23 protein-coding genes are annotated in these 26,066 nt (G+C 72.7%); 15 read left to right on the forward strand and 8 right to left on the reverse strand.

The annotated features are described in order from the left end of the window. Positions 1–48 precede the first annotated feature (48 nt). The gene (locus tag O7595_RS19510) at positions 49–300 is read left to right on the forward strand and encodes a hypothetical protein (protein ID WP_269729941.1); all 252 of its coding nucleotides are present in this window, start codon (positions 49–51) and stop codon (positions 298–300) included. 191 nt (positions 301–491) lie between these two features. Here the strand turns inward: O7595_RS19510 and O7595_RS19515 are convergent, their stop codons facing one another. Further along, a complete protein-coding gene (locus tag O7595_RS19515; protein WP_269729942.1) occupies positions 492–4,106 on the reverse strand; it encodes a S41 family peptidase in 3,615 nt (1,204 codons plus the stop codon). Between the two features lie 187 nt (positions 4,107–4,293). Between O7595_RS19515 and O7595_RS19520 the strand changes: the two genes are divergently transcribed. Together O7595_RS19520 and O7595_RS19525 are read left to right on the forward strand one after the other, a co-directional pair. Then, a complete protein-coding gene (locus O7595_RS19520; protein WP_269729943.1) occupies positions 4,294–4,881 on the forward strand; it encodes a TetR/AcrR family transcriptional regulator in 588 nt (195 codons plus the stop codon). A gap of 136 nt (positions 4,882–5,017) precedes the next feature. Continuing rightward, the gene (locus O7595_RS19525; protein WP_269729944.1) at positions 5,018–7,180 is read left to right on the forward strand and encodes an MMPL family transporter; all 2,163 of its coding nucleotides are present in this window, start codon (positions 5,018–5,020) and stop codon (positions 7,178–7,180) included. Positions 7,181–7,371: 191 nt separating this feature from the next. Here the strand turns inward: O7595_RS19525 and O7595_RS19530 are convergent, their stop codons facing one another. Beyond that, positions 7,372–7,737 carry an SsgA family sporulation/cell division regulator gene (locus O7595_RS19530; protein ID WP_269729945.1) on the reverse strand — a complete coding sequence of 122 codons (366 nt, stop codon included), beginning with the start codon at positions 7,735–7,737 and terminating at the stop codon, positions 7,372–7,374. Between the two features lie 184 nt (positions 7,738–7,921). Between O7595_RS19530 and O7595_RS19535 the strand changes: the two genes are divergently transcribed. From O7595_RS19535 to O7595_RS19550, 4 genes are all read left to right on the forward strand, one after another. Continuing rightward, entirely contained in the window at positions 7,922–8,995 is a 1,074-nt protein-coding gene (locus O7595_RS19535; protein WP_269729946.1) for an energy-coupling factor ABC transporter permease, read from the forward strand. Positions 8,996–9,013: 18 nt separating this feature from the next. Further along, a complete protein-coding gene (gene cbiQ / locus O7595_RS19540) occupies positions 9,014–9,775 on the forward strand; it encodes a cobalt ECF transporter T component CbiQ (protein ID WP_269729947.1) in 762 nt (253 codons plus the stop codon). Next, positions 9,772–10,548, forward strand: coding sequence for an energy-coupling factor ABC transporter ATP-binding protein (locus O7595_RS19545; protein ID WP_269729948.1), 777 nt, complete (start codon positions 9,772–9,774; stop codon positions 10,546–10,548). Before cbiQ ends, O7595_RS19545 begins: the two co-directional genes overlap by 4 nt. 123 nt (positions 10,549–10,671) lie before the next feature. Continuing rightward, complete coding sequence (locus tag O7595_RS19550) at positions 10,672–11,832, forward strand: serine hydrolase domain-containing protein (protein WP_269732543.1); 1,161 nt, start codon at positions 10,672–10,674, stop codon at positions 11,830–11,832. On the opposite strand, the gene O7595_RS33910 is transcribed toward O7595_RS19550, so the two are convergent. Next, positions 11,807–12,052, reverse strand: a complete 246-nt coding sequence (locus tag O7595_RS33910; protein WP_443071844.1) for a DUF6193 family natural product biosynthesis protein — start codon at positions 12,050–12,052, stop codon at positions 11,807–11,809. The two genes, O7595_RS19550 and O7595_RS33910, sit on opposite strands and share 26 nt — an antisense overlap. A gap of 347 nt (positions 12,053–12,399) precedes the next feature. Next, complete coding sequence (locus O7595_RS19555) at positions 12,400–14,019, reverse strand: penicillin-binding transpeptidase domain-containing protein (protein ID WP_269729949.1); 1,620 nt, start codon at positions 14,017–14,019, stop codon at positions 12,400–12,402. 137 nt (positions 14,020–14,156) lie between these two features. On the opposite strand from O7595_RS19555, the gene O7595_RS19560 reads away from it, so the two are divergent. Continuing rightward, positions 14,157–14,831, forward strand: a complete 675-nt coding sequence (locus O7595_RS19560) for a histone deacetylase (RefSeq protein WP_269729950.1) — start codon at positions 14,157–14,159, stop codon at positions 14,829–14,831. 87 nt (positions 14,832–14,918) lie between these two features. Here the strand turns inward: O7595_RS19560 and O7595_RS19565 are convergent, their stop codons facing one another. Then, positions 14,919–15,074: a DUF6131 family protein gene (locus O7595_RS19565; protein WP_171053047.1), complete on the reverse strand. Its 156-nt coding sequence runs from the start codon at positions 15,072–15,074 to the stop codon at positions 14,919–14,921. A 265-nt stretch (positions 15,075–15,339) separates the two neighbouring features. Continuing rightward, positions 15,340–17,103, reverse strand: a complete 1,764-nt coding sequence (locus O7595_RS19570) for a dolichyl-phosphate-mannose--protein mannosyltransferase (protein WP_269729951.1) — start codon at positions 17,101–17,103, stop codon at positions 15,340–15,342. A gap of 74 nt (positions 17,104–17,177) precedes the next feature. Here O7595_RS19570 and rsmI point away from each other — a divergent pair, with 74 nt between their 5' ends. The 7 genes from rsmI to O7595_RS19605 all read left to right on the forward strand — a co-directional run bounded on the left by rsmI (position 17,178) and on the right by O7595_RS19605 (position 24,742). Then, positions 17,178–18,056 (forward strand): 16S rRNA (cytidine(1402)-2'-O)-methyltransferase, encoded by an 879-nt coding sequence (rsmI, locus tag O7595_RS19575; RefSeq protein WP_269729952.1) that lies wholly within the window; start codon positions 17,178–17,180, stop codon positions 18,054–18,056. A gap of 158 nt (positions 18,057–18,214) precedes the next feature. Next, positions 18,215–18,727: a hypothetical protein gene (locus O7595_RS19580; protein WP_269729953.1), complete on the forward strand. Its 513-nt coding sequence runs from the start codon at positions 18,215–18,217 to the stop codon at positions 18,725–18,727. A gap of 122 nt (positions 18,728–18,849) precedes the next feature. Continuing rightward, positions 18,850–19,776: a TatD family hydrolase gene (locus O7595_RS19585; protein ID WP_269729954.1), complete on the forward strand. Its 927-nt coding sequence runs from the start codon at positions 18,850–18,852 to the stop codon at positions 19,774–19,776. Between the two features lie 166 nt (positions 19,777–19,942). Next, positions 19,943–21,505, forward strand: a complete 1,563-nt coding sequence (locus tag O7595_RS19590; RefSeq protein ID WP_269732544.1) for a resuscitation-promoting factor — start codon at positions 19,943–19,945, stop codon at positions 21,503–21,505. After that, positions 21,502–22,377: a 16S rRNA (adenine(1518)-N(6)/adenine(1519)-N(6))-dimethyltransferase RsmA gene (rsmA, locus tag O7595_RS19595; RefSeq protein WP_269729955.1), complete on the forward strand. Its 876-nt coding sequence runs from the start codon at positions 21,502–21,504 to the stop codon at positions 22,375–22,377. The genes O7595_RS19590 and rsmA overlap by 4 nt, the downstream gene beginning before the upstream one ends. Next, the gene (locus O7595_RS19600) at positions 22,374–23,267 is read left to right on the forward strand and encodes a 4-(cytidine 5'-diphospho)-2-C-methyl-D-erythritol kinase (RefSeq protein WP_269729956.1); all 894 of its coding nucleotides are present in this window, start codon (positions 22,374–22,376) and stop codon (positions 23,265–23,267) included. Before rsmA ends, O7595_RS19600 begins: the two co-directional genes overlap by 4 nt. A gap of 149 nt (positions 23,268–23,416) precedes the next feature. After that, the gene (locus O7595_RS19605) at positions 23,417–24,742 is read left to right on the forward strand and encodes an acyltransferase family protein (protein ID WP_269729957.1); all 1,326 of its coding nucleotides are present in this window, start codon (positions 23,417–23,419) and stop codon (positions 24,740–24,742) included. Here the strand turns inward: O7595_RS19605 and O7595_RS19610 are convergent. Together O7595_RS19610 and O7595_RS19615 are read right to left on the reverse strand one after the other, a co-directional pair. After that, positions 24,710–24,955, reverse strand: coding sequence for a DUF397 domain-containing protein (locus tag O7595_RS19610; RefSeq protein ID WP_269729958.1), 246 nt, complete (start codon positions 24,953–24,955; stop codon positions 24,710–24,712). The two genes, O7595_RS19605 and O7595_RS19610, sit on opposite strands and share 33 nt — an antisense overlap. After that, a complete protein-coding gene (locus O7595_RS19615; RefSeq protein WP_269729959.1) occupies positions 24,952–25,785 on the reverse strand; it encodes a helix-turn-helix domain-containing protein in 834 nt (277 codons plus the stop codon). Before O7595_RS19615 ends, O7595_RS19610 begins: the two co-directional genes overlap by 4 nt. Between the last annotated feature and the right edge of the window lie 281 nt (positions 25,786–26,066).

The raw sequence follows: 26,066 nt of genomic DNA on the forward strand, positions 1-26,066 counted from the left end.
GGCCGCCCAACGGCCCCCGTCCCCCACACCCTTCCAGGAGTGAACCAGATGGGTATCCAGGAGCAGTTCAAGGACAAGGCGGAGCAGCTCAAGGAGCAGGCGAAGCAGAAGCCCGGCACGAAGCAGGAGGCTTCGCAGCGCTCGCCGCAGCAGCGGCCGCAGCAGCGCCCCCCGCAGGAGCGCGGTCAGGAGCGCGGTCAGGAGCGCGGTCAGGAGCGCGGTCAGGAGCGCGGTCAGGAGCGCCGCCGCCCGGAGCGTGAGATGAGCGACGAGCCGATGCACCGTCGCCACGACGCCTGACGTCCGAGGCACCCGGGAGGGGCGCACCCAGTGCACGGGGTGCGCCCCTTTCCCGCGACCGAACACCGCCGCCGGCCGCCCGGTTCCGCGGTTCGGGCTCCTTGCCCGTCGTCCGGGTGGCCGGGTTCGGTGGTGCGGCGGCGGGCCGGGTTTCCGGACCGCGGTCGTCCTCCGGTGCCTCGGTACGGCGGTCAGCGACGTGGCGGCAGCGGAGGCCGGCGCCGGTCGGGGACGTTCTCGTACCCCGGAGGCGTCTTGGCCGGGTCCTTCGCCAGCCGGTCGAGCGCGACCTGCACCGCGGTGTCGAGGTCGGTGCGCTTGCCCTCGGCCCAGTGGAGCGGCGGGCGTTCGGCGAAGATGTCCGGCTCCACGCCGTGGTTCTCCACGGACCAGCCGTACGCCTCGAACCAGGCGGCGTTCATCGGCACCGTGATCACCGTCCCGTCCGCGAGCCGGTGCCGGCCGGTCATCCCCACCACACCGCCCCAGGTGCGCTGGCCCACCACGGGACCGAGGCCCAGTAGCTTGATCGCTGCCGTGATCATGTCCCCGTCGGAGGAGGTGGCCTCGTCCGCGAGCGCCACGATCGGTCCGCGCGGGGCGTTCGAGGTGTACGAGACCGGCTGCGCGTTCCGCGTCAGGTCCCAGCCCAGGATGGTGCGGCTCAGCTGCTCGATGACCAGCTCGCTGATGTGTCCGCCCGCGTTGCCGCGCACGTCCACGATCAGCGACGGCCGGGACACCTCCATCCGCACATCGCGGTTGAACTGCGCCCAGCCGGAACCGCCGAGATCCGGGATGTGGAGGTAGCCGCACTCGCCGCCGCTCATCTCGCGCACGACCGCGCGCCGTTTGGCCACCCAGTCCTGATAGCGCAGGGGGCGCTCGTCGATCAGCGGCACGACCGCCACCCGCCGCGGCCGGCCCTCCCCCTCGGCCGGTCGGAACGTCAGCTCCACGGTCGTCCCGCCCGCCGCGGACAGCAGCGGGTACGGGCCGGTCACCCGGTCCACCGGGCGTCCGTCGACATGGGTCAGCACGGCCCCCTCGCGGATGCCGGTGCCGGCGAGCGGGGAACGCGCCTTGGAGTCCGAGGAGTCGCCGGGCAGGATGCGCACGACGGCCCAGCCCTCGTCCCTGCGGGCCAGGTTGGCGCCGAGCAGGCCCATCGCCCGCTGGTAGTGGGGAGGTCCCTCGTTGCGGCGCGCGGGGGTGACGTAGGCGTGCGAGGTGCCCAGCTCGCCGAGCACTTCGCGGAGCAGGTCGGCGAACTCGTCGGGGGACGCGACCCGTTCGAGGAGCGGACGGTACTGGTCCAGCACGCCGCTCCAGTCGATCCCGCACATACCCGGGTCCCAGTAGTAGTCCCGGATGAGCCTGCCGGCCTCCTCGTACGCGCCGCGCCACTCCGCGGGCGGGTCCACCTCGTGCAGGATCCGGCGCATGTCGAGGTACACCGTGGAGTCGCTGTCGCCGGACTCGGTCGCGGGCACGGCGCGCAGCTCCCCGTCGTCGAAGACGACCAGCCGGGAGCCGTCGCCGCTGACCGCGAACCAGTCGAGATGCGCGACGAGTTCGTTCCTGCGGGCCTTGGGGATGTCGAAGTACTCCAGGGTCGGTCGGTGCGAGGGGTCGGCGGGGTTGGCGAACGTCTCGCCGAGCGCGCCCGAGATCGGCCACCTCAGCCAGACCAGACCGCCGCCCGCGACGGGGTGCAGGGACGAGTACTTGGACGCGGCCACGGGGAACGGCGTGACCCGGCTCTCCAGTCCCTCCACCTCCACCATCGCCGCGCCCTCCCCCATGTCGGCCTCGGTGGGGTCCAGCCCGCCGGCCGCCGGCCGCCCGTCGGGCAGCAGCGCGAACGGCGACGGCGTCGCGGACGACAGCGGTACGAGGTAGGGGCGGCAGCCCAGCGGGAAGGACAGGTCGCCGGTGTGCACGTCGTACACGGGGTCGAAGCCGCGCCAGGACAGGAAGGCCAGATAGCGGCCGTCGCGGGTGAAGACGGGGGATTCGTCCTCGAAGCGGCCGTTGGTGACGTCGACGACGGTGCGCGGGCCGGGGCCGTCGATGCGGGCCATCTTGATCTGCCGCAGGGAGCGGCCGATGAACGGGTGCGACCAGGTGAGCCAGTTCCCGAGGGGGGAGAAGGCGAGATCGCGGACGGGCCCGTTTTCGGAGCGGATCAGCTCGGTGACGAGGTCCTCGCCCGTGCCTCCGGGTTCGTCGGTGGAGCCGGAGTCCGTGCCGGCGGGGCCGCCCGTGCCGGCGGGGCCGCCCGTCCCGGCGGGCCGGGCCGTGGAGCCGGCTTCCGCGCCGCCGGAAACCCCGGCCCCGGCTCCGGGCGCGGGCCCGGCCACCTCGGCTCGGGACGCCCCGGACGCTCCGGCTCCGTCGGGACGAGTTCCGTCCGCCGTCCCGGTCTCGTCCGTTCCGGCTCCGTGCGTTCCGGCCCCGGCGGTCTCGTGTCCCGGTGCCCCGGTTCCGTCCGCCTCGTCGGTCGCGGACGCTCCCCCGGCGTTCCCCTCGTCCCCCGTCCTCTGCGCCCGCTCCGCCCCGGTCTCCTCCTCCGCCACCGTGAGGAGCAGCAGGCGCCCGTCGTGCGAAGCGATCGCGAGCCGCTCCCCGGCCGGGTCCGAGACCATCTCCAGCACCCGGCCCAGCCGGCCGGTGGCCAGTCGCCGGGGCGGCCGGTCGCCGCTGGCCCGGGGCAGGTACGCGATCTCGACGGCGTCCTCCCCCTCGGCGTCGGTGACGTACGCGACCTGTCCGCCGCCGCTGCCGAGCATCACCGGCAGCCGCACCCGGACGCCCGGGGTGTCGGCGATGGTGCGCGCCGGGCCGTCGCGGTGGGTCAGCCAGTAGAGGCTGCCGCGTACGACGACGGCACTCGCCCTGCCGGTGGTGTCCACGGAGAGCCCGTCGACGTGGCTGGCGGCGGGGACCTGGTAGCGGCGCCGTCCGGCGCGCGGGCCGCCGAGCCGGACGTCCAGCTTCCGCGGCCGGGAGTCGGGCGCCAGGTCCTCGACGATCCACAGGTCGCCGGCGCACTGGTAGACGACCCGGCTGCCGTCGCTGGAGGCGTGCCGGGCGTAGAAGGCGTCATGGTCGGTGTGGCGGCGCAGATCCGTGCCGTCGGGCAGGCACGAGTAGAGGTTCCCGACGCCCTCGTGGTCGGAGAGGAAGGCGATGCGGCCGTTCACGAACATCGGGCAGTCGAGATGGCCGCCGATGTCGGCCAGCAGTCGTTCGCCGTGCAGGTAGAGGCGCCCCATCGCGCCGCCCCGGTAGCGCTTCCACCCGGCCGGTTCGTGCGGCGGCTTCCCCGTGAGCAGCAGGGTGCGGTGCTGTCCTTCGCCGCCGGTGACGGCGATGTCGGAGACGGGCCCCCACGGGAGGCGTTTTCCCGGGTCGCCGTCCGTGGGCACCTTGTAGGCCCAGGAGAAGTAGGAGAACGGCTGGCCGTGCGAGGAGACCGCGAGGATGTTGCCGTCCGGGTCCCAGCCGCAGACCCGGGTGTCGGTCGAGCCCCAGTAGCCGAGGCGTCGTGCCGGGCCGCCCTCCACCGGTGCCAGATGGATCTCCGGGTCCAGACTGCGCCAGGTCGTGTAGGCGATCAGACCGCCGTCCGGGGAGAAGCGGGGGTGTCCGATCCGGGTCCGGTCGACGGTGAGCCGCCAGGCCCGGCCGGGGCTCCGGCCCGCGGGGACGAGGGGGGCGATCCAGAGATCGTCCTCGGCCGCGAAGCACAGCAAGTCGTCGTGCAGATGCGGAAAGCGGAGATACGCGACGTCTTCACTCACTCCTAAATGCTTTCCGCGTGCGGGGGGCCCGGCAACTTTTGGGGGACGGACTCTCCCGTGAAGGCCGGAGCGGCCCGCGACGGCCCGGGCGAGGCTGTGGCTCAGGACACGTACGAAACGGTTTCGTTTCGTACGGCGGCGGGGTACAGTCGTGTTGTACGAAACCGTTTCGTTCGGAAGGCCGGTCATGGCACGTAGCAGACTCACGCCCGAGCGCGAGGCCGAGTTGTACGAAGCCGTGCTCGACCTGCTGCGCGAAGTCGGTTACGACGCCCTCACCATGGACGCCGTGGCCGCCCGCACCCGCTCCAGCAAGGCCACCCTCTACCGCCAGTGGGGGAGCAAGCCCGAGCTGGTCGCCATGTCGCTGCGGCACAGCAAGCCGGTGGACATCTCCCGGATCGACACCGGCAGCCTGCGCGGCGACTTCCACGAGATGGTGTCGCAGTCCGACGACTGCCAGATGGAGCGGGACACCGCGCTGATGCGCGGCCTCGCCCGGGCGGTCCACGAGAACGACGATCTGCTGCAGGCGCTGCGCGAGCTGTTCATCGAGCCGGAGATCACCGGGCTCGACGTGCTGCTGCAGCGGGCGGTCGGCCGCGGTGAGATCTCCGCGGACAACCCCGCCCTGAAGTACCTGTCGCACATGCTGGTGGGCGCGTTCGTGGCCCATCCGCTGATCAGGGACGAGCCCATGTGCCAGGGCTTCCTGCACGAGTACCTGGACGCCGTCGTGCTCCCCGCGCTGGGTGTCCCCGCCGACGGCGACTGACGTCCCTCTCCCCTCCCCGCGCCACACCCTCCCCACCCCGCATTCCGCAAAGCCCCACCTGACGCGCACCGCTCACGTCGTCGGGCTGGTCGAGCCTGCCCATCCGCCCCAACGACCTGACCGGGAGATCCATCTCGTGGCCACGTTCCTCTACAAGCTCGGACGGTTCGCCTTCCGGCGCCGACGGCTCGTCGCGCTGCTGTGGGTGGCGCTGTTCGCCCTCGCCGGCGTCGCCGCCTCCTCCGCGTCGACCGCCGCGTCCAGCTCCTTCTCCATACCGGGTACGGAGGCCCAGAAGGCCTTCGACCTGCTCGACGAGCGCTTCCCGGGCACCAGCGTCGACGGCGCGACCGCACGCGTCGTCTTCAAGGCGCCCGAGGGCGAGAAGATGACGGACCCCGCCCACCGGGCCGAGGTCGAGAAGGCCGTCGCCGCGCTCGAGTCGGGTTCGGACCAGGTCGCCTCGGTCGTCGATCCGTACCGGGCCAAGGCGATCAGCCGGGACGGCACCATCGCCTACACCCAGGTCTCCTACAAGGTCAGCGGCATGGAGCTGGCCGAGGAGGACCGCGAGGCCCTCACCGAGGCAGGTGAGGAGGCCGAGGGCGCCGGGCTGACCGTCGAGATCGGCGGCGACGCGCTGCAGGCGGCCCCCGAGACCGGCGCGTCCGAGGTCATCGGCGTCGGCGTCGCCGCGGTGGTCCTCGTGATCACCTTCGGTTCGCTGGTCGCGGCCGGTCTGCCGCTGCTCACCGCCATCATCGGCGTCGGCATCGGCGTCTCCACCATCACGGCGCTCGCGAGCACCCTCGACCTGGGCTCCACGACGGCCACCCTGGCCACGATGATCGGCCTCGCGGTCGGCATCGACTACGCGCTCTTCATCGTCTCCCGCTACCGGGCGGAGCTGGCCGAGGGGCGTGACCACGAGGAAGCCGCGGGACGGGCAACCGGCACGGCCGGCTCCGCCGTCGTCTTCGCGGGACTGACCGTGGTCATCGCCCTCGTCGGCCTGGCCGTCGTCAACATCCCCATGCTGAGCAAGATGGGCTTCGCGGCCGCCGGCACGGTCGCCGTCGCCGTGCTCATCGCCCTCACCCTGATACCGGCCCTGCTCGGCTTCGCCGGCAAGCGGGTGCTGGGCCGCAAGGCGCGCAAGCAGACCGCGCAGGCGGGCGACAAGCCCAACATGGGCACGCGGTGGGCACGGTTCGTGCTGCGCCGCCCGGTCGCCGTGCTGCTCGCCGGTGTCGTGGGCCTCGGCGCCGTGGCCGTGCCGGCCGCTTCGCTGGAGATGGGACTGCCGGACGACGGCTCCCAGCCCACCAGCACCACCCAGCGCAAGGCGTACGACCTGCTCTCCGACGGCTTCGGCCCCGGCTTCAACGGGCCGCTGCTCATCGTCGTCGACGGCGACAAGGCCGCCGCGGACGGCACGGCGAAGGAGATCGCGGGGCTCGACGGCGTCGCGGCCGTCACCCCGGCCACGTACAACAAGGCCGGCGACACGGCGATGATCACGGTGATCCCGGAGGACCGCCCCAGCTCCACGGAGACCGAGGACCTCGTCCGCACGATCCGCGCGACCAGCGGCGACAACGTGCACGTCACCGGCGCCACGGCGATGAACATCGACTTCTCGCAGCGGATGAACGACGCGCTGGTGCCCTATCTGGCGCTCGTCGTCGGTCTGGCGTTCCTGCTGCTGATGGTGGTCTTCCGGTCCGTCCTCGTGCCCCTGAAGGCGGCGCTCGGCTTCCTGCTCTCGGTGGTCGCCGCCCTCGGCGCGGTCGTCGCGGTCTTCCAGTGGGGCTGGCTCGGCTCGCTGTTCGGCGTCGAGCAGACGGGCCCGATCATGTCGATGATGCCGATCTTCATGGTGGGTGTCGTCTTCGGTCTCGCCATGGACTACGAGGTGTTCCTGGTGACGCGGATGCGCGAGGCGTTCGTGCACGGCGAGCGGCCGGGCCAGGCGATCATCACCGGTTTCCGGCACGGGGCCCGGGTGGTCACCGCCGCCGCGGTGATCATGATCGCGGTGTTCGCGGGCTTCATCGGCTCCAGCGAGCAGATGGTGAAGATGATCGGCTTTGGTCTCGCGATCGCGGTCTTCTTCGACGCCTTCGTCGTCCGGATGGCGATCGTGCCGGCGGTGCTGGCGCTGCTGGGCGGCCGGGCCTGGTGGCTGCCGCGCTGGCTGGACCGGGTGCTGCCGAGCGTGGACGTCGAGGGCGAGAAGCTGGGTGGCGCGGACGATCCGGCAGGCGGCGGCAAGGAGCGGGAACTGGTCGGCGCCTGAGCGTCCGCCCGGCCGCGCGCGGTCCGCGTCCGCCGGTCCGTCCGGTCCGCCGGTCCGACTCCGACCGCACAGCTCCGGGACGTCCGTCCGCACCCGCTCGGCGACCGGGAGAGCGCCGCAGGAACGCCGGGCGCCCACCGGTCGTCGACCGGTGGGCGCCCGTGAGCCGGAAGGCGCGGTGGCCGCGTCCGTCACACCCTGGTGGCGGGCGCGGCCGCTTCCGCGTAGGTGCGGCGCAGGAAGCGCACGAGGGGGCCGGTGTCGAACTGGATCACCGCCACACCGTCCGGTGAATGGAACTCGACGATCACCTGGGCGCGGCCGCAGGGCCAGACGGCGACCGGACCGCGACGCGCGGGCGCGCGCAGTCCCGTCTCCAGCAGTTCGCGGCGGAACGCCCATTCGATGCCGCTCGGGAAGACGCACCGCACGGCGTCGGGGTCCGTTTCGGGCGTGTAGCGGAGGGCCACGGGCACCGATCGGTAGTGAGGGGCGTCGTTGATGATCCGGGCCTTCGCATGCTCTTCGACAGAGGGGCTCTCGACACTGTGGGACATCGGACGCTCCTCACCTTTTTGGTTCTCTTTGTCATCCAATGTCGCATATTTTCCTTCGAAGGACCTGGGCGTGTTGCTTGCATCTGCCGGTGAGACACTCTTGCAAGGAGTTCGCAACAGGGCGCATCATCGGACGGTTGACCAGCCAGACCGATGTGGTCTGCCCCCGGAAGCGGAGCCCGCCATGCATGTCCCCGACGGATTCATCAATGTCCCCGTCTCCGCGGCGGCCGGGGTCGTCGCCGCCGGTGCCGTGGCCGTGAGCCTGCGCGGTGCCCGGCGGGAGCTCGGGAGTGCCATCCACGCCGGCGGCTACGGGGGAGAGCGGACCGCCCCGCTCGCGGGGCTCGTCGCCGCCTTCGTCTTCGCCGTCCAGATGCTCAACTTCCCGGTCGCGGCCGGGACCAGCGGCCATCTGCTGGGCGGGGCGCTGGCGGCGATACTCGTCGGGCCGTACACGGGGGTGCTGTGCGTCTCCGTCGTACTGCTGCTCCAGGGCGTCCTCTTCGCGGACGGCGGCCTGACGGCGCTCGGCGTCAACATCCTGCTCATGGGCGTGGTCACGGTCGTCGTCGCCTACACCCTGTTCCGCGCGCTGCTCCGGGTCCTGCCGAAGAAGCGCAGGTCGGTGACGGTCGCCACGTTCCTCGCCGCCCTGGTGTCCGTGCCGGCGTCGGCCGTGGCCTTCACACTCCTCTACGCGATCGGCGGCACGACCGACGTGCCGATCGGCACGGTCCTGGGCGCGATGACCGGGGTCCACCTCCTCATCGGCATCGGCGAGGCCGCCATCACGGCGGCGACGGTCGGCGCCGTCCTCGCCGTGCGGCCCGACCTCGTCCACGGCGCCCGCGGGCTGTCGGCGCCGCTCAAGCTGCGCGTGGACGGCGAACTGGTCGACGCCCGGCCCGAGGCCGCGCCGGCCCCCGCCGCCTCACCGCGTCCGGTGCTGTTCGCGGGACTCGTCATCTCCCTGATCCTCGCCGGATTCGTCTCCTTCTACGCCTCCGCCAACCCCGACGGACTGGAGCGGGTCGCCGCCGACAAGGGCATCGACAAGAAGGTGGAGGACCACGCAGCCGCCGACTCCCCGCTCGCCGACTACGGCGTCGGCGGCATCGAGAACGCGCGGGTCTCCGGCGGCCTGGCGGGAGTGATCGGCGTCGGCGCGACGCTGGTGGTGGGCACCGGCGTGTTCCTGGTGGTCCGCCGCCGCCGCGACACCGCCGAGGCCCCGAAGGAATCCGTACGCGGCTGAGGAGGCGGAAGCGGAAGAATGGGCACAGGTCACGCCCACAGGCTGTACCGGCACGGCGAGTCGCCGGTCCACCGGCTGCCGTCGCACTGCAAGATCGCCGCCGCCCTCTGCTTCGTGCTGGTGGTGGTCTCCACCCCGCGCGAGGCGGTCTGGGCCTTCGGCCTCTACGCGCTGCTGCTGGGCGCGGTCGCCGCGGCGGCCCGTATCCCGGCAGGCTTCGTACTGCGCCGGCTGGTGATCGAGATCCCGTTCGTCGCCTTCGCGCTGCTGATGCCGTTCCTGGTGCCGGGCGAGCGCACCGAATGGCTCGGCATCTCCCTCTCCGTGCCGGGGCTGTGGGGCGCCTGGAACATCCTCGCCAAGGGGACGCTGGGCGTCGCCACCTCCGTCCTCCTCGCCTCGACCACCGAGCTGCGCTCCCTGCTCCTCGGGCTGCAGCGGCTGAGACTGCCGCCGCTGATGGTGCAGATCGCGTCCTTCATGATCCGCTACGGCGACGTCATCACCGACGAGATGCGCCGGATGTCCGTCGCCCGGCGCTCGCGCGGGTTCGAGGCCCGCGGGGTGCGCCACTGGGGCGTGCTCGCCAAGTCCGCTGGTGCGCTGTTCATCCGCTCCTACGAGCGCGGCGAGCGGGTGCACCTGGCGATGGTCAGCCGCGGCTACACCGGCACCATGCCCGTCATCGACGAGGTGACCGCGTCCCGGGCGCAGTGGGCGTACGCCGCCGCGCTCCCCTTCTCGGCACTCGCCGTCTGTCTGCTTGGCTGGACCCTATGACCTCGCTCTCCCCGGCAGCCGCCGTCCCGCCGTCCCTCGACGTCCGCGGGCTGGCGTACGCGTACCCCGACGGCCACCAGGCCCTCTTCGGCGTCGATCTGACCGTCGGCCGCGGCGAGCGCGTCGCCCTGCTCGGCCCCAACGGCGCCGGCAAGACCACCCTCGTCCTCCATCTCAACGGCATCCTCACCGGCGGCGCCGGCTCGGTCGCCGTCGCCGGGCTGCCCGTCGGCCGGCAGCACATGGCCGAGATCCGGCGGAAGGTCGGCATCGTCTTCCAGGACCCGGACGACCAGCTGTTCATGCCGACCGTCCGGGAGGACGTCGCGTTCGGTCCGGCGGCGGCCGGGCTGCGCGGGGAGGAGCTGGAGAAGCGGGTCCGCACGGCGCTCGACCGGGTGGGGATGGCGGAGTACCTGGACCGGCCGCCGCACCACCTCTCCTTCGGACAGCGGCGCCGGGTGGCGGTCGCGACCGTCCTCGCCATGGAGCCGGAGATCGTCGTCCTCGACGAACCCTCGTCCAATCTGGATCCGGCTTCGCGTCGTGAACTCGCCGACATCCTGCGCTCGTTGGACGTCACCGTCCTGATGGTCACGCACGATCTGCCGTACGCCCTGGAGCTGTGCCCGCGGTCGGTGATCCTCAGCGAGGGTGTGATCGCCGCCGACGGGCACACCCAGGACCTGCTCGCCGACACCGGGCTCATGCGCGCGCACCGGCTGGAGCTGCCCTTCGGCTTCGATCCACGGGCCGTGACCACGGACGCGTGAGCGGGCGGCGGGCGTCCGGGGCCCGCCCCACCGGCCCGGGACCGACCCGGAATCCGGTCACGTCCCGGCACATTGCACCATGGTGGGGCGAGGGGCAGGCCGGAACAGCAGGGAGAGGTGGACGTGGACGTCCAGGGCACGGTTGCGGAAGGCTTCGAGCCCGTCCGGGACGCGTTCATACGCAACTTCGAGACGCGCGGGGAACGCGGCGCCGCCGTGGCCGTCTACAGGGACGGGGTGAAGGTCGTCGACCTCTGGGGCGGCACCCGGGACGTGGACGGCGCCGAGCCGTGGGCCGTGGACACCGCGCAGGTCGTCCGCTCGGCCACCAAGGGTTTCGCCGCCGCCGTACCGCTGCTGCTGCACCAGCGCGGACAGCTCGACCTGGACGCGCCCGTCGGCACGTACTGGCCGGAGTTCAAGGCCGCGGGCAAGGAACGCGCGCTCGTACGGCATCTGCTGTCCCACCGGGCCGGAGTGCCCGCGCTCGACCGGCCGCTCACCGTGGCGGAGGCCGCCGACGGCACGTCCGGGGCACGGGCCGTCGCCGCCCAGGCACCCGCGTGGGAACCCGGTACCGATCACGGCTACCACGCGCAGACCTACAGCTGGCTGCTGGCGGAACTCGTACGCAGGGTCACCGGACGTACGATCGGCCGCTGGACCGCCGAGGAGATCGCCCGCCCGCTCGGCCTGGACTTCTGGATCGGCGTTCCCGACGACGAGGCCCACCGCACCGGCAGGATCGGACGGATCGAGGAACCGCCCACGGCGTCCGGCGGCGGGCTGAAACTGCGCCCCAAGCGTTCCGTGGCCGAGGCGTACCGCGACCCGGACTCCCTCACCCGCCGGGCCTTCGGCGCCATCGACCCGATGCCGGACGAGAACGACCCCGCCTACCGCGCCGCCGAACTTCCCGCCTCAGGCGGCGTCTCCACCGCCCGCGCCCTGGCCCGCTTCTACGCGGCGACGATCGGCGCGGTCGACGGCCACCGGCTCTTCGCCCCCGCCACGCTCACCCTCGCCCGCACCGAGGAGTCCACGGGCCCCGACCGCGTCCTCGTGGTCGGCACCCGCTTCGGCCTCGGCTACATGCTCCACGGACCGGCCTCCCCGCTGCTGGGCCCCGGTTCCTTCGGCCACCCGGGCCGCGGCGGATCGCTCGGCTTCGCCGACCCGGAGTCCGGCACCGCCCTCGGCTACGTCACCAACGGCATGCGCAGGGGAGTCACCGCCGATCCCCGGGCGCAGGCCCTGGTCAGGGCGGTCCGCTCGGCGACATGATCGGCGCATGCGGCGTTTCGGCCGCTTCCACCTGCCGTCCCGAGGCCCTCTCGTGGGCGGCCGGTTCCTCTGCGTTGCCGACGAGGGCCGGGCCGCAGCGCGATGGCAGGCGGTCGACGACCATCGCTACCGCGGCTTGCGCACTGACCGGTTCGGCGATCCGCGGGTTGGTCCTGCTCGGACCATCGACGTGGTACCTGCCGTCTCCCAGGGTGCCGATTCAGGGGGATGTCCGGGTGTGGCCGATCTCCGTGCACTTGCTGAAGTGCGGCTCCCACCACTCGTCGAGCGGTCCCCGACGGTCCGGGCCGGGACGCACGGCGCGGAACATGCCGGGCTCATCGACCTCCTGGCCGGCGAAGTTGCCGCCGCATCAACGGGAGTTGACCGAGGACGCGCGCAGGGCCTCGGCGAACCGGGGGTGGGCAGGGGCTCGGAACCGCTCATGGGCGGTCACCCCGACGGTGTACGGGCCATGCGACAGCGTTTCGCCCAGCGGTACGCGGGGGAGGGCGGGTGCGGCCACCGGTGCGGGTGCGGGGCGCGGCCGGGCCCCGCACCCCGCCCTCAGCCGGCCTTGAGCACCGACGCCACCAGCGGCCCGGCCGCGTCGCCGCCGTGTCCGCCCGACTGCACCACCGCCGCCGCCGCCAGGTCCCCGGCGAAGCCGGCGAACCAGCTGTTGGACGTGACCTGCCCGTCCACCTCCGCGGACCCCGTCTTCGCGCCCTTGTCGCCGGGGACTCCGGCCATCGCCCGTGCTCCCGAGCCCCATTGGGCGGTGGCCCGCATCATGTCCCGCAGCTGTCGCCACACCGATCCCGACAGCCGCCGGTCCGCGGTGGCCAGTTCACGGCCGTCCAGCGAGCGCGGCACGATGACGGGCTGCCGGAAGCCGCCGTTCTTGGCCGTGGCGGCGACGGAGGCGACGGTCAGCGCGTTCATCTGGACCGTCCCCTGGCCGATGTACTGCGCGGCCGCTTCGCCACCGCTGCCCTCCGGCACCGAGCCGTCGAAGGTCTGCACCCCGGTGCTCCAGTCGAGCCCGATGCCGAAGGCGTCCCGCGCCAGCTTCGACAGTGCCGCGTCGTCGTGGACGTCGTCGATCAGCTTGATGAAGGCGGTGTTGCAGGAGCGCGCGAAGCTCTGGGTGAACGTTCCGCCGGGGATGTCGAAGTGGCCCAGGTTGTGGAAGGTCCGACCCTGGTACATCGCCTCCTTCGGGCATTCCGCCTTCCGGTCGGCGGCCACCAGCCCCTTGTCCAGCAGGAGCGCGGCCGTCACGATCTTCATCGTCGAACCGGGCGCCTGCTGTCCTCCGAGCGCCGCGTCGAAGCCGTCCTTGCGGTTGTTGGCCACCGCGCGGATCTCTCCGGTGCTCGGCTTGATCGCGACGACCGATGCCTCGCTGTGCCGCTTCACGGCCTTTTCGGCCGCCGCCTGGAGGTCCGCGTCGAGCGTGGTCGGCAGCTCACCCGGCTCTCCCTCGGACAGCGTCAGCAGCGTGGTGTCCGCGCCGTTCGGCGGGCTGACGACCAGCTCGACTCCCGCCTTGCCACCCGCCTTGTCCCCGTACCTCTGCCGCAGTTGGTCGAGCACCGGACCGAGCGAGGGGTACTTCTCCTTCGTCAGTTCCCTGCCCCTGCGGTCCACGGCCCTGATCGGCGGCGCGGCAGCGGGGCCCGTCCTCAGCCTCTCCTGCTTGTCGAGCTGCGGGTGGACGACGGACGGAGCCCAGTCGACGAGCGGACGGCCGGTGGTCAGACCGCGGACGACCGTGAGCTCGGAAGCGTACGTCCAGGGCTTGCTCGCGCCCTCGTACGAGACCGTGGCGCTGACCGTGAACGGCACCTTCGGCCCGACCGGCTTCCCCTGCTTCATCGTCACCGCGCTGACGTGGGCCCCGTCGCGGAACGAGCTGAGCAGGGGCTCCGCCTCGGCGGCGTTGTTGGTGAGCTGCGCGGCCCGTGGCGCCTCCCCGGACGCCCAGGCTGCGAGGAAGTCCTCGGCGGTCGTGCGGATCTCCTCGGCGCTCGGCGGCCCCGATCTCTTCGTGACGGCACCGGACCTCGACTCCGTCCCGCCGTCGTCACCGCCGCTCAGGACGTTGTGGGCGCCGTACCCCACCCCGCCCGCGAACAGCACGAACACACCGCCGACGACGGCGATCTTGGCTCCACTGCGCATGTCGCAGTCCCTCCCCGTGGCCCCCCTGAGGACCTTGAACGCGTTCAAGAGTATCCAGCGGGCACTCTACGGGACAGGAGTGAGCCAGGAGACGGGCGTTACCGGACCGTGCCGTCGAACCGGGTAGGGCAAGGTCCATGAACCGCACGCGCACCATCGACACGACGACACCGCCCGGCGATCCGACGCCGGACACCGTCTGGTACACCGCCTACGGCTCCAACACGCATCTGGAGCGGCTGTCGCACTACCTCACCGGCGGCCGCCCGCGCGGCGCCGCGCGGACCTACCCGGGCTGCCGCGACCCCCGTCCGCCCGTGGCTTCGGCGCCGGTGGAACTGCCGGGCACGCTGTACTTCGCCACCCACTCCCCGGTCTGGGGCGGCGGCCGGGCCTTCTACGACCCCGGCGCGGCCGGCACGGTCCGGGCCCGCGCGCATCTGGTGACGGCCGGGCAGTTCTCGGACATCGTGGCCCAGGAGATGTACAGCGAGCCGGGGCGCGATCTGGACCTCTCCGAAGCGCTGGGACGCGGCAGGGCAGAACTCGGCGGCGGGCGCTACGAGACGCTCGTCTGCCCGGGAGTCCTGGACGGAGTGCCCGTCCTGACCTTCACGGCCCCCTGGACCCTCCACGACGTGGAGTGGACCCGGCCGTCGGCGGCCTATCTGCGCCATCTCGTCGCGGGACTGTCGGACGCCGGCGCGTGGCCGGCGTCCGACATCGCCGCCTATCTCGCGGCCTGTCCCGGCGCCGCGGGCCATTGGACCGCGGAGGCGGTCGCGGCGCTCGCGGCAGCCCGCCGACATTGAACCCCACGTGCAGTTCGGGGACTCGGCGGGCTGGACGGGGAACGGGCCGGTCAGTGGAAACCTGCCTGTTCGGTGGAACGGGCCTCGTCAGTAGAAGTGGCGCCGGCCGCCGACCGCGTGGCCCATCGCGCCGAGGACCCAGAGCAGGGCTCCGACGGCGACCAGGATGATTCCGATGGTCCACAGGATGTTGATGCCGGCGACCAGCCCGATGATCAGAAGGATGAGTCCGAGGATGATCATTTGGTCCTCCAGGTCGGGACCCCCACAACCCGAATCTTGCCGCTCCGGACCGCCGCAAACGAACGGTGGGGCTGATCTTTTCGGCCCTCCTCCGCCACGGGCCTCCTCCGCCACGGCCCTCCTCCGCCACGGGCCGCCCGGGGGACGCGGCGGCCCGTTCGTCCGCCGGCCCGCGCCCGGCCCGCAGGCCCCGGGACCGCGCGCCCCTGCCGCCTCGGCGCCCGCGGGGACGCGGCGACACGCCCCCCCACGAGCGCTCATCCGGCTACACCCAGGTGTCCAGCCACATCCGGGCCCGCCAGTCGTCCATCGGGATCGGATCGCCCGTGAACAGCGGCCAGAAGTAGATGAAGTTCCAGATGACGAGCAGCACCAGCACGCCCGCCGCGACCGCGCCCACCGTCCTGCGGCGCTCTCCGGGGGCGAAGCCCGCTTCCGGCGGGGCGGCGGGGACGCCGGGGCGCTGGGCCGGGCCGATGATCGCGCCCAGCAGCATCGCGACGGCCAGGCACAGGAACGGGACGAAGACGACCGCGTAGAAGATGAAGATCGTCCGCTCCTGGTAGAGGAACCACGGCAGCCAGCCCGCCGCGATCCCGCAGGCGATCGCGCCCGCGCGCCAGTCGCGGCGGAAGGCCCAGCGCCACAACGCGTAGACGACCGCGAAGCACGCGATCCACCACAGCACGGGAGTGCCGATCGCCAGGACCTCGCGGGCGCACTTCTCGGTGGCGGTCACCGGGCAGCCCGCGGTGCCCGCCGCCGGGTCCTCGTAGAAGTAGGAGACCGGACGGCCCAGGACGATCCAGCTCCACGGGTTCGACTCGTATGTGTGACCGGACGTCAGATTGACGTGGAAGCTGTAGACCTCGGTCTCGTAGTGCCAGAAGCTCCGCCACCAGTCGGGGAACACCCCGCTCCAGGGGCTGTCCTTGCCCGCCGTCGCAGCCCAGTCCCGGAAGTAGCCCTTGTCCGTGAAGATCCAGCCGGACCAGGAGGCGATGTACGTGGCGATCGCCACCGGCAGGCCGACGAGGGCCGGGAGGAGGTCGCGTTTCAGCACGGCCCTGTACGGACGGACGGCCCCGGCCGTCTTCCGCGCGCCCACGTCCCACAGCAGCGTCATCAGACCGAACGCGGCCAGGAAGTACAGGCCGTTCCACTTCGTGCCGATCGCCAGGCCCAGCATCACCGCTGCCGCGACACGCCAGGGCCGCAGGCCCGGCCGGAGGTTCTCCGCGACCGTCGGGTCCGGGCGCAGCACGCCCTCCGCGTCGACCGGGAGCGCGTCCGCGAACCGCCGTCTCGCCCGGTCGCGGTCGATCAGCAGACAGCCGAACGCCGCCAGGACGAAGAACATCAGCACTTGGTCGAGCAGCGCCGTGCGGCTCATCACGAAGTGCAGCCCGTCCACGGTCATCAGCGCGCCCGCGAGGCACCCGAGGAACGTCGAACGGAACAGCCGCCTGCCGATCCGGCACAGCATCAGGACCGACAGCGTGCCGAGCACGAACACCATGAAGCGCCAGCCGAACGGGGTGAACCCGAACATCTGCTCGCCGAGCCCGATGATCCACTTGCCCACCGGCGGGTGCACCACATAGCCGGGTTCCGACGGGATCGCGACCGCGTCCGGGTTCGCCAGGATCGCCTTGTCGACGTCCTTCGGCCAGGAGCCCTCGTAGCCCTGGTTGACCAGGGCCCACGCGTCCTTCGCGTAGTACGTCTCGTCGAATATCACCGCCTTGGGGCTGCCCAGCTGCCAGAACCGCAGCAGCCCGGCCACCAGCGCCACCAGCAGCGGGCCGCCCCACGCCGCGAAGCGCTCCACCCGGCGGGCAGCCCCCGGTGGCACCCCGAGCAGGGACCACAACCGGTCGGAGGGCCGGGCGTACGGCGGCACCAGCCGTTCGCGCAGTCCGATGCCGGGTCTGGGCACATGGCCGAATCTGCGCAGGCGCTGCTGCCAGGACGGCGGCTGTTCCACGACGTCCCGACCGTGCTCGGCCCGTGGGGCGGTACTGGTCACCGCGCCATCGTAGGGAACGCGTCCGTGCGAGGGGCGTGGCCCGCCCTGCGAGGATTGCTCCTGTGACTGGATCGGTGACTGGAACACTCGTACTGGCAGGGACCCCCATCGGTGATGTGGCGGACGCCCCGCCGCGGCTCGCGGCCGAGCTGGAGAACGCCGACGTGGTCGCCGCGGAGGACACCCGGCGGCTGCGCCGCCTCACCCAGGCGCTGGGGGTGCACACCCGCGGCCGGATCGTGTCCTACTTCGAGGGCAACGAGTCCGCCCGCACCCCGGAACTGGTGGAGGCGCTGGAGGGCGGCGCAAGGGTGCTGCTCGTCACCGACGCCGGGATGCCGTCCGTGTCCGACCCCGGCTACCGTCTCGTCGCCGCGGCCGTGGAGAAGGACATCCGGGTCACCGCCGTGCCCGGTCCGTCCGCCGTGCTGACCGCGCTGGCCCTGTCGGGCCTCCCGGTGGACCGGTTCTGCTTCGAGGGCTTCCTGCCCCGCAAGGCGGGCGAGCGGCTGGGCCGGCTGCGTGAGGTCGCGGACGAGCGCCGTACGCTCGTCTACTTCGAGGCGCCGCACCGCCTCGACGACGCGCTCGCCGCCATGGCCGAGGTGTTCGGCGCGGACCGCAGGGCGGCGGTCTGCCGGGAGCTGACGAAGACGTACGAGGAGGTCAGGCGCGGCGGGCTCGGCGAACTGGCGGCCTGGGCGGCGGAAGGCGTGCGCGGGGAGATCACCGTCGTCGTGGAGGGCGCCCCGGCCCCGGGGCCGTCCGAGCTGGGCGCGGACGAGCTGGTGCGCAGGGTGCGGGTGCGCGAGGAGGCGGGGGAGCGGCGCAAGGAGGCCATCGCGGCGGTCGCCGCCGAGGCGGGCCTGCCCAAGCGGGAGGTGTTCGACGCGGTCGTCGCGGCAAAGAACGCGGCAGGAACAGGACCGTCGAACGGTAAAGGTCTATCGTGAAAGGCAAAGCTCGGACCGCGCGATCACGCCTTCCGGAACGAGCCGGCCAAATCCTCGCCAAATAGCCGGAAGGCCCGATGTCATCCCGCGGCGGCAGGAGTCCACTGGTAGAGGACGCACCCCGCCGAACAGGGGGCAGTGGATCAGGAGGAGCTGGCATGAGCGACACAGCGGGCACCCCGAGCGGCGCGGTACCCCTTCCGGTCGGCGCGACGGAGACGGTGCAGGAGTCCTACGCCTTCGCCTGTATGCGGTGCGGCTACGGCTGGGAGCAGACCTACGACATCGAGCACCACATCGACGGCACGGGCCGGCCCTTCTTCACCTACCGCGTGCAGGGGCAGATCGTTCCCTCCCCGCTGAACCGGCTGACCTGCCTCAACTGCGGCGGGCAGAAGGTCCGCATCATGCGCGCGGGGCAGGTGTCCGGCCTCGCCGAGTCGCTGCGCCGCCAGCACTTCGCGCCCCCGAACTTCGCCACCGCCGGGCCCGTTCCGGCGTCCGAGCCTGAGCCGAGGGTCCCCGGGCGCCGCCACGGGGCACGCGCCGCCGACGTGTCCGCGTCCGAGGGCGCCGTGGCCGAGGAGGCCGTGGCCGGAGCCGCCGTACCCGAGGACGAGCCGCGTCGCGGCCTCGGCGGGATGTTCCGCGGCTTCCACCGTCGCAAGTGAGTCCGGCCGGTCTCGTGCCCGCGGCGGGTCGACCGTGAGCGCGGTCTCCTGCCGGTGAACCCCGTCCACCGGCCCGCCGCCGTGCGTGAGGCCGTGGCCATGGTCCTCGTACGATCGTGGGCATGAGTGCCAAGCCCAACGACACCCCTCCGCCGCTGCCCGCACCACTGGCCGTGCAGGTCGCCGATTCGCACACCCATCTGGACATGCAGAGCGGCACCGTCGAGGAGGCGCTGGGGAAGGCGGCGAAGGTCGGTGTGACGACCGTCGTCCAGGTGGGGTGCGACATCAACGGCTCGCGCTGGGCGGCCGAAACGGCGGCACGGCACCGGAACGTCCATGCGGCGGTCGCGCTTCACCCGAACGAGGCACCACGAATCGTCCACGGCGACCCCGTCGAGGAGGCGTCGCGAAGCGAATCGGCCAAGGGGGGTGGCGGGAGTCGGCCGGGACGACCCCGGCAGGGCGCGCGGCCGGGCGGCGGCGACGCCGCGCTCGACGAGGCGCTCGCCGAGATCGACCGGCTGGCGGGTCTCCACCAGGTGCGGGCCGTCGGCGAGACCGGGCTCGACCACTTCCGTACGGGTCCGGAGGGCATCGCCGCCCAGGAGCGGTCCTTCCGCGCCCACATCGAGATCGCCAAGCGCCACGGCAAGACCCTCGTCATCCACGACCGCGACGCCCACGCCGACGTCCTGCGGATCCTGGCCGAGGAGGGCGCCCCGGAGCGCACGGTCTTCCACTGCTACTCGGGGGACGCGGAGATGGCGCGGACCTGCGCCGACGCCGGGTACTTCATGTCCTTCGCCGGCAACGTCACCTTCAAGAACGCCCAGCCGCTGCGGGACGCGCTCGCCGTCGCCCCGCTGGAACTCGTCCTGGTGGAGACCGACGCGCCGTTCCTGACGCCCGCGCCCTACCGCGGTCGGCCCAACGCGCCGTATCTCATTCCGGTCACGGTGCGCGCGATGGCAGCGGTGCGGGGAATCGACGAGGACGCCATGTCGGAGGCGATCGCTTCGAACACGGCTCGTGCATTCGATTACTGAAGGATAACGAACCGTCACATTACAGGACCTGTCTGGCATGGCACCGCGACACCGGGTAGTCGTCCTGCTTTGGAGAGTGACGAGGAGCGGCTAGGGTCCCGGCCTCGTGAGCACTTCGCAGGGCAGTCACCGTGCCGCACGCGGCGGTCGCCGCGCCGCCCGGCTCATGGAGCCCCCGCCGCCGCCCGTGCCGCCGGCGCCCGTCAGGGTGCCGCCCCACGGTCCGGCCGCGCCGGTGTCTCCGTACGCGCCGACGGTCACGGCGTTCCGGCCCGGGACGACCGAGGGTCCGCCCGGCGGTCGCGGGGGCGGCCGCCCCGGTCCCGACGGCTCCGTCCCGGCCGGGCGGCCTCCGGGCCCCGGCGCACCGGGCCGCCCCGCCGGTCCCGGCGTCGCCCCCGCCCGTGAGACCGCGGGGCCGGCGACTGACGCGGTTCCCACCACTCCCGTGCGCCGCGGCACCGAGGCCCGCCCGACCCCCGCCCCTCCCGGCAACCCCGCCGCCACCCGGGCCGAGGCCCGCCGGGCCGCCACCGTCGCCGAAGTACCGGCCCCTGCCGGTGGCCGCGCCGCCACCCGGGCCGAAGCCCGCCGCGCGGCCCGGCGCCGCAGGAGCGGACCGTTCGCGCTCGGCGGCACCGACGGACTGCGCCGCCTCATCCCGCAGGCCCTCGTCGTCGCCTTCCTCGCCGGCGGCACCACCGCCTTCGTCGCGGCCGACAAGGCGGTCCGCCTCAGCGTCGACGGAGTGCCCCGCACCCTGCACACGTTCGCCGACGACGTGGAGGAACTCCTCGCCGAGGAAGGGCTCACGGTCGGCGAGCACGACATCGTCGCCCCGGCCCCCGGCGCGGAGCTCTCCCACGGCGACGAGGTCGTCGTCCGCTTCGGCCGACCCGTCACCCTCACCATCGACGGCCGCAGCCGCCGGGTGTGGACGACCGCCCGCACCGTCGAGGAGGCGCTGCACCAGGTCGGGGTGCGGGCGAACGGCGCGTCCGTGTCCGTCTCGCGCTCCCGGTCCATCTCCCGCGGCGGTCTCGACGTCGACGTGCTGACCGAGCGGACCGTCACGCTCATGGCCGACGGCCGGGCCCGCACCGTCCGCACGAACGCGGCTACCGCACGGGAGGCCGTCGAGGCGGCCGGCATCACCCTCGGCGGTCAGGACACCACCTCCGTGCCTCCGGACAGCTTCCCGCGCGACGGCCAGACGATCACCGTCCTGCGCATCAGCGACACCGAGGAGGTCCGTGAGGAGCCCATCCCGTACGACACCGTCCGGACCGACGACCCGGAGCTGCACCGGGGCACCGAGGTCGTCGCACGGGCGGGGCGGGCGGGCGTGCGGCGGGTCACCTACACGGTGCGGACCGTGAACGGCGTCCGGCAGAAGCCCCGGAAGGTCTCCGAGGAGGTCGTGCGGCAGCCGGTCGCCCGGCAGGTGAAGACCGGCACCAAACGGCCGCCCGAGTCGGTACGGGGGGCCGACGGGCTGAACTGGAACGCGCTGGCGCAGTGCGAGTCGGGCGGGCGCCCGGACGCGGTGGACCCGTCGGGCACCTACGGCGGGCTGTACCAGTTCGACACCCGCACCTGGCAGTCGCTCGGCGGCCGCGGCCGACCCCAGGACGCCTCCCCCGAGGAACAGACGTACCGGGCGAAGAAGCTCTACGTGCAACGGGGGGCGAGTCCGTGGCCGCACTGCGGCCGTAGGCTGTACCGGTGAGCACCACCGATCCCGATGCCCTCCTCGGCCCCGCCGACATCCGAGAACTGGCCGCAGCGCTTGGCGTCCGCCCCACCAAGCAGCGCGGCCAGAACTTCGTCATCGACGCCAACACCGTCCGCCGGATCGTCCGCACCGCCGAGGTGCGGCCCGACGACGTGGTCGTGGAGGTCGGCCCCGGGCTCGGCTCCCTCACCCTCGCGCTGCTGGAGGCCGCGGACCGGGTGACCGCCGTCGAGATCGACGACGTGCTCGCCGCCGCACTGCCCACCACGATCGCCGCCCGGATGCCGGAGCGGAAGGACCGCTTCGCGCTGGTCCACTCCGACGCGATGCACGTGCGGGAGCTCCCGGGCCCCGCGCCCACCGCGCTCGTCGCCAACCTCCCGTACAACGTGGCCGTCCCGGTCCTGCTGCACATGCTGGAGCGCTTCCCGACCATCGAGCGGACGCTGGTCATGGTGCAGTCCGAGGTCGCCGACCGGCTCGCGGCCCGGCCCGGCAACAAGGTCTACGGCGTGCCGTCGGTCAAGGCGAACTGGTACGCGGAGGTCAAGCGGGCCGGGGCCATCGGCCGGAACGTCTTCTGGCCCGCGCCGAACGTCGACTCCGGGCTCGTCTCCCTGGTCCGGCGCGCCGAGCCGCTGAAGACCACCGCCTCCAAGGCCGAGGTCTTCGCCGTCGTCGACGCGGCCTTCGCACAGCGCCGCAAGACGCTGCGGGCCGCGCTCGCCGGCTGGGCGGGCTCCCCGGCGGCCGCGGAGGCGGCACTGGTCGCGGCCGGGATCTCGCCCCAGGCGCGGGGCGAGTCGCTGACGGTGGAAGAATTCGCGCGGATCGCGGAGCACAAGGGAGCCGGGGAAACCACGTGAGCGTCACCGTACGGGTACCTGCCAAGGTCAATGTCCAGCTGGCCGTCGGCGGGGTCCGCGACGACGGGTACCACGACCTGGCCAATGTGTTCCTGGCCGTCGGGCTGTACGACGAGATCACCGTCACCCCCGCCGAGTCGCTGACCGTGACCTGCACGGGCCCCGGCGCCGACCAGGTGCCGCTGGACCGCACGAACCTCGCCGCGCGGGCGGCGGAACTGCTCGCCGCGCGGTGCGGCATCGACCCGGCCGTGCACATCCACATCGACAAGGACATCCCCGTCGCCGGCGGCATGGCGGGCGGCAGCGCCGACGGCGCGGGCGCCCTCCTCGCCTGCGACGCGCTGTGGTCCACCGGGGCGTCGCGGGAGGAACTGCTCGGCATCTGCGCCGAACTGGGCAGCGACGTGCCGTTCAGCCTGGTCGGGGGCGCCGCCCTCGGCACGGGTCGTGGCGAGCGGCTGACGGAGCTGCCCGTCGGCGGGGCGTTCCACTGGGTCTTCGCCGTCGCCGACGGAGGGCTGTCCACGCCTGCGGTCTACCGGGAGTTCGACCGGCTCAACGAGGGCACCGACGTCCCCGCGCCGGTGGCGTCCCCGCTGCTGCTGGACGCCCTGCGCACCGGCGACGCGGGCGCACTGGCCGGCGCACTCGTCAACGACCTCCAGCCCGCGGCGCTCTCGCTGCGCCCGTCGCTCGCGGACACGCTCCGCACCGGCACCGACGCGGGTGCGCTGGCCGCGCTCGTCTCGGGCTCCGGGCCGACGACCGCGTTCCTCGCCAAGGACGCCGACGCGGCGGGGCAGATGGCCGAGGCGCTGCTCGCGTCGGGGACCTGCCGCACGGCCCGCGTAGCCCAGGCTCCGGCGCGGGGCGCGACGATCCTGTAGCCGAGCCGAGCCGAGCCGAGCCGAGCCGAGCCGAGCCGAGCCGAGCCGAGCCGAGCGCGGCGGATTCGGCGGCTCCTCGCACGTACTCAGGCGGGAGTTGAGTACGAACGCGCTGACCGCCACGCACCCCCGGACGGGACCGTGGGCGCATGGGATCACGCGTACGAACGCTCGCCGAGGCGACACCGGACACCCGGGACCGTTACGTCGACCTGCTGAGGGTCGTCTCCCTCGGGACCGTCGTGCTCGGGCACTGGCTGATGGCCGCCGTCACCGCCGACGGCGTCGGCAACCTGCTCGCCGTCGTGCCGGAGCTGCAACTCCTCACCTGGGCACTGCAGATCATGCCGGTGTTCTTCTTCGTCGGCGGCTTCTCGCACGCGCTCTCCTACCGCTCCCTGCGCCGCAGGCACCCCGCGGACTACGGCGTCTCGCTCTACGCGGCGTTCGTGCGGGCGCGGCTGCGCCGACTGCTGCGGCCCACGATGGTCTTCGTCCTCGTCTGGGGCGCGGCGGCGCTGCTCGTGCAACTGCTCGGCGGTGGCGGCGGACTGACCGGTGTCTCCCTGCGACTCGTCACCCAGCCGCTGTGGTTCATCGGGATCTATCTGGCGATGGTCGCCTTCACCCCGCCGCTGCTCAGGCTGCACGAGCGGTACGGCTGGGGCGCGTTCGGGGCGCTCGTCGCCGGCGCGGTCCTCGTCGACGTGCTCCGGTTCGCGCTGGGGGTCCCGTTCGTGGAGTTCCTGAACTTCGCCTTCGTCTGGCTGGCCGTGCACCAGCTCGGCTTCCTTCGGGCCGACGGGCGCCTCCGGCTGCCCTCGGCGCTGGCGGCGACGGGACTGGCCGGGGCCGCGCTGCTGGTGGCGGTCGGGCCCTACCCGCTGTCGATGGTCGGCATGCCGGGGGAGAAGGTCTCCAACATGGCCCCGCCCACGCTGGCGCTGCTCTGCCACGGCCTGTGGCTGGTCGGCGCGGTGGAGCTGCTGCGCGGACCCGGCGCCAAGCTGGTGGAGCGTCCCCGGGTCTGGCGCACCGTCGTCGCCGCGAACGGCGTCGCCATGACCGCGTTCCTGTGGCATCTGACCGCGATGCTCGGCGTCTACGGAGCGCTGCTCGCCGCCGGAGTCACCCTGCCGGAACCGGCCTCGGCCGCCTGGTGGGCGCAGACCCCGCTGAGGATCGCCGCCGCCGCGCTCCTGACGGCGGTCCTGGTCGCCGTGTTCCGCGGCTTCGAACAACCCTCACCCGCTCCGGTCCGCCCCGGCTCGGGCCCGCTCGCCGCGCTCGGCATCACCCTGTGTCTGTTCGGCGTGCTCGGCCTGTCCATGGTCGGCTTCGCCGGCCTGCTGGACGGCCGCACGGCGACCCTGGTCGCGGTCCCGGTCAGCGCCCCGGCCGCGGTCGCGATGGCGCTGGCGGGCTGGTGGCTGGTGGAACGGTCAGGCTTCGCCGTATGCCGAGACGAAGGCTGACCAGACCGCGGCGGGGAGGGCGAGCCGGGGGCCGTCGGGGACCTTGGAGTCACGGACGTGGACGGTGCCGGGGCAGGCGGCGACCTCGACGCAGTTGTCGCCTTCGGTGCCGCTGTAGCTGGACTTGTGCCAGGACAGGGCGACTTCGACGCAGCTGTCGCCTTCGGTGCCGCTGTAGCTGGACTTGAACCAGGCGAGTTCGGCGGTGCTCATAACACTCCTCGGATCCGCTCCAGCAGACCCCGGGACTCACCAGGGGTCAGAGCCTGTGAGCGCAGTGTGTCATAGCGCTGTTGAAGCGGGACCACCTCTTTCGGGTCGCCGATCAGCCGGCCGTTCTTCTGTCCTTCCGAGTACGCGTACCGCTTCCCGTCCTGTCCCTCCAGCAATTGCAACGGGCCGTCCAGGCAGGCGTGGAACTCGCAGCCCAGCGGCATGACTTGCAGCGTCACATTCCTCGGCTCCGTACTCGCCAGCACATGGTCCAGCATCCCCCGCGTCACCTGCGGACCGCCGAGCCGCTCGCGGAAGACGGCTTCCGCGACGATGAAGCTGAAGGGGACGTTGAGGCGCGTACGCAGCAGTTGTTGGCGCTCCATCCGGGCGGAGAGCTGTTCCTCCACCTGCGCGTCGCTCAGCGGCGGCACCGCGTTCTCGAACAAGGTCCGTGCGTACCCCTCCGACTGCAGCAGCCCCGGCACCATCCTGCACTCGTACGTGCACAGGCTCACCGCCGTCCTCTCCCGCCGCGCCCACTCCCTGAACCACGACGCCAGCCCCGGCTGCCGCGTCAGATGCCCGAACGCCCGCCGCAGCGCGCCCGTGTTCCCCAGCGCCGCCTCCGCCAGCTCGACGAACTGCGTGTCCGGCATCCGGCGGCCCAGCTCGATCGAGGCCACCGTGTGCCGGGAGAAGCGCACCATCGGTGCGAACGCCTCCCGCGTCAGCCCCGCGTGCTCCCGCAGCCCCTGCACGAACGCCCCGAACGTCCTCAGACTGTCCGACGACACCGGCTCGTCGTCCACCCCGGCCAAATCCGCCACCTCCAGGTGCGTTCCCCAGGCCCGGGCCCCACGGCTCCCGGCCCCACGCCGACAGCCACCACGGAGATCCGCGGGCCCGACGAGGTCGACTCGGTCGGCTTGCTCACCCAGCGTCGCGACCCGGCAACGTACTGTCCACTCTCCGTGGGTGTACGGTCGCGCACCGTACGCGCGGACGGTGCGCCCCGACTAACCTGGTAGGTCGATCGATCCCCCTGTCAGGAGAGAAACGGCCGTCATCTGGTCAACGTCGAGGCGTAGACGGATCAAATACGTTCTGG

The organism is Streptomyces sp. WMMC940 (assembly GCF_027460265.1).
Taxonomy (GTDB): Bacteria; Actinomycetota; Actinomycetes; order Streptomycetales; family Streptomycetaceae; genus Streptomyces.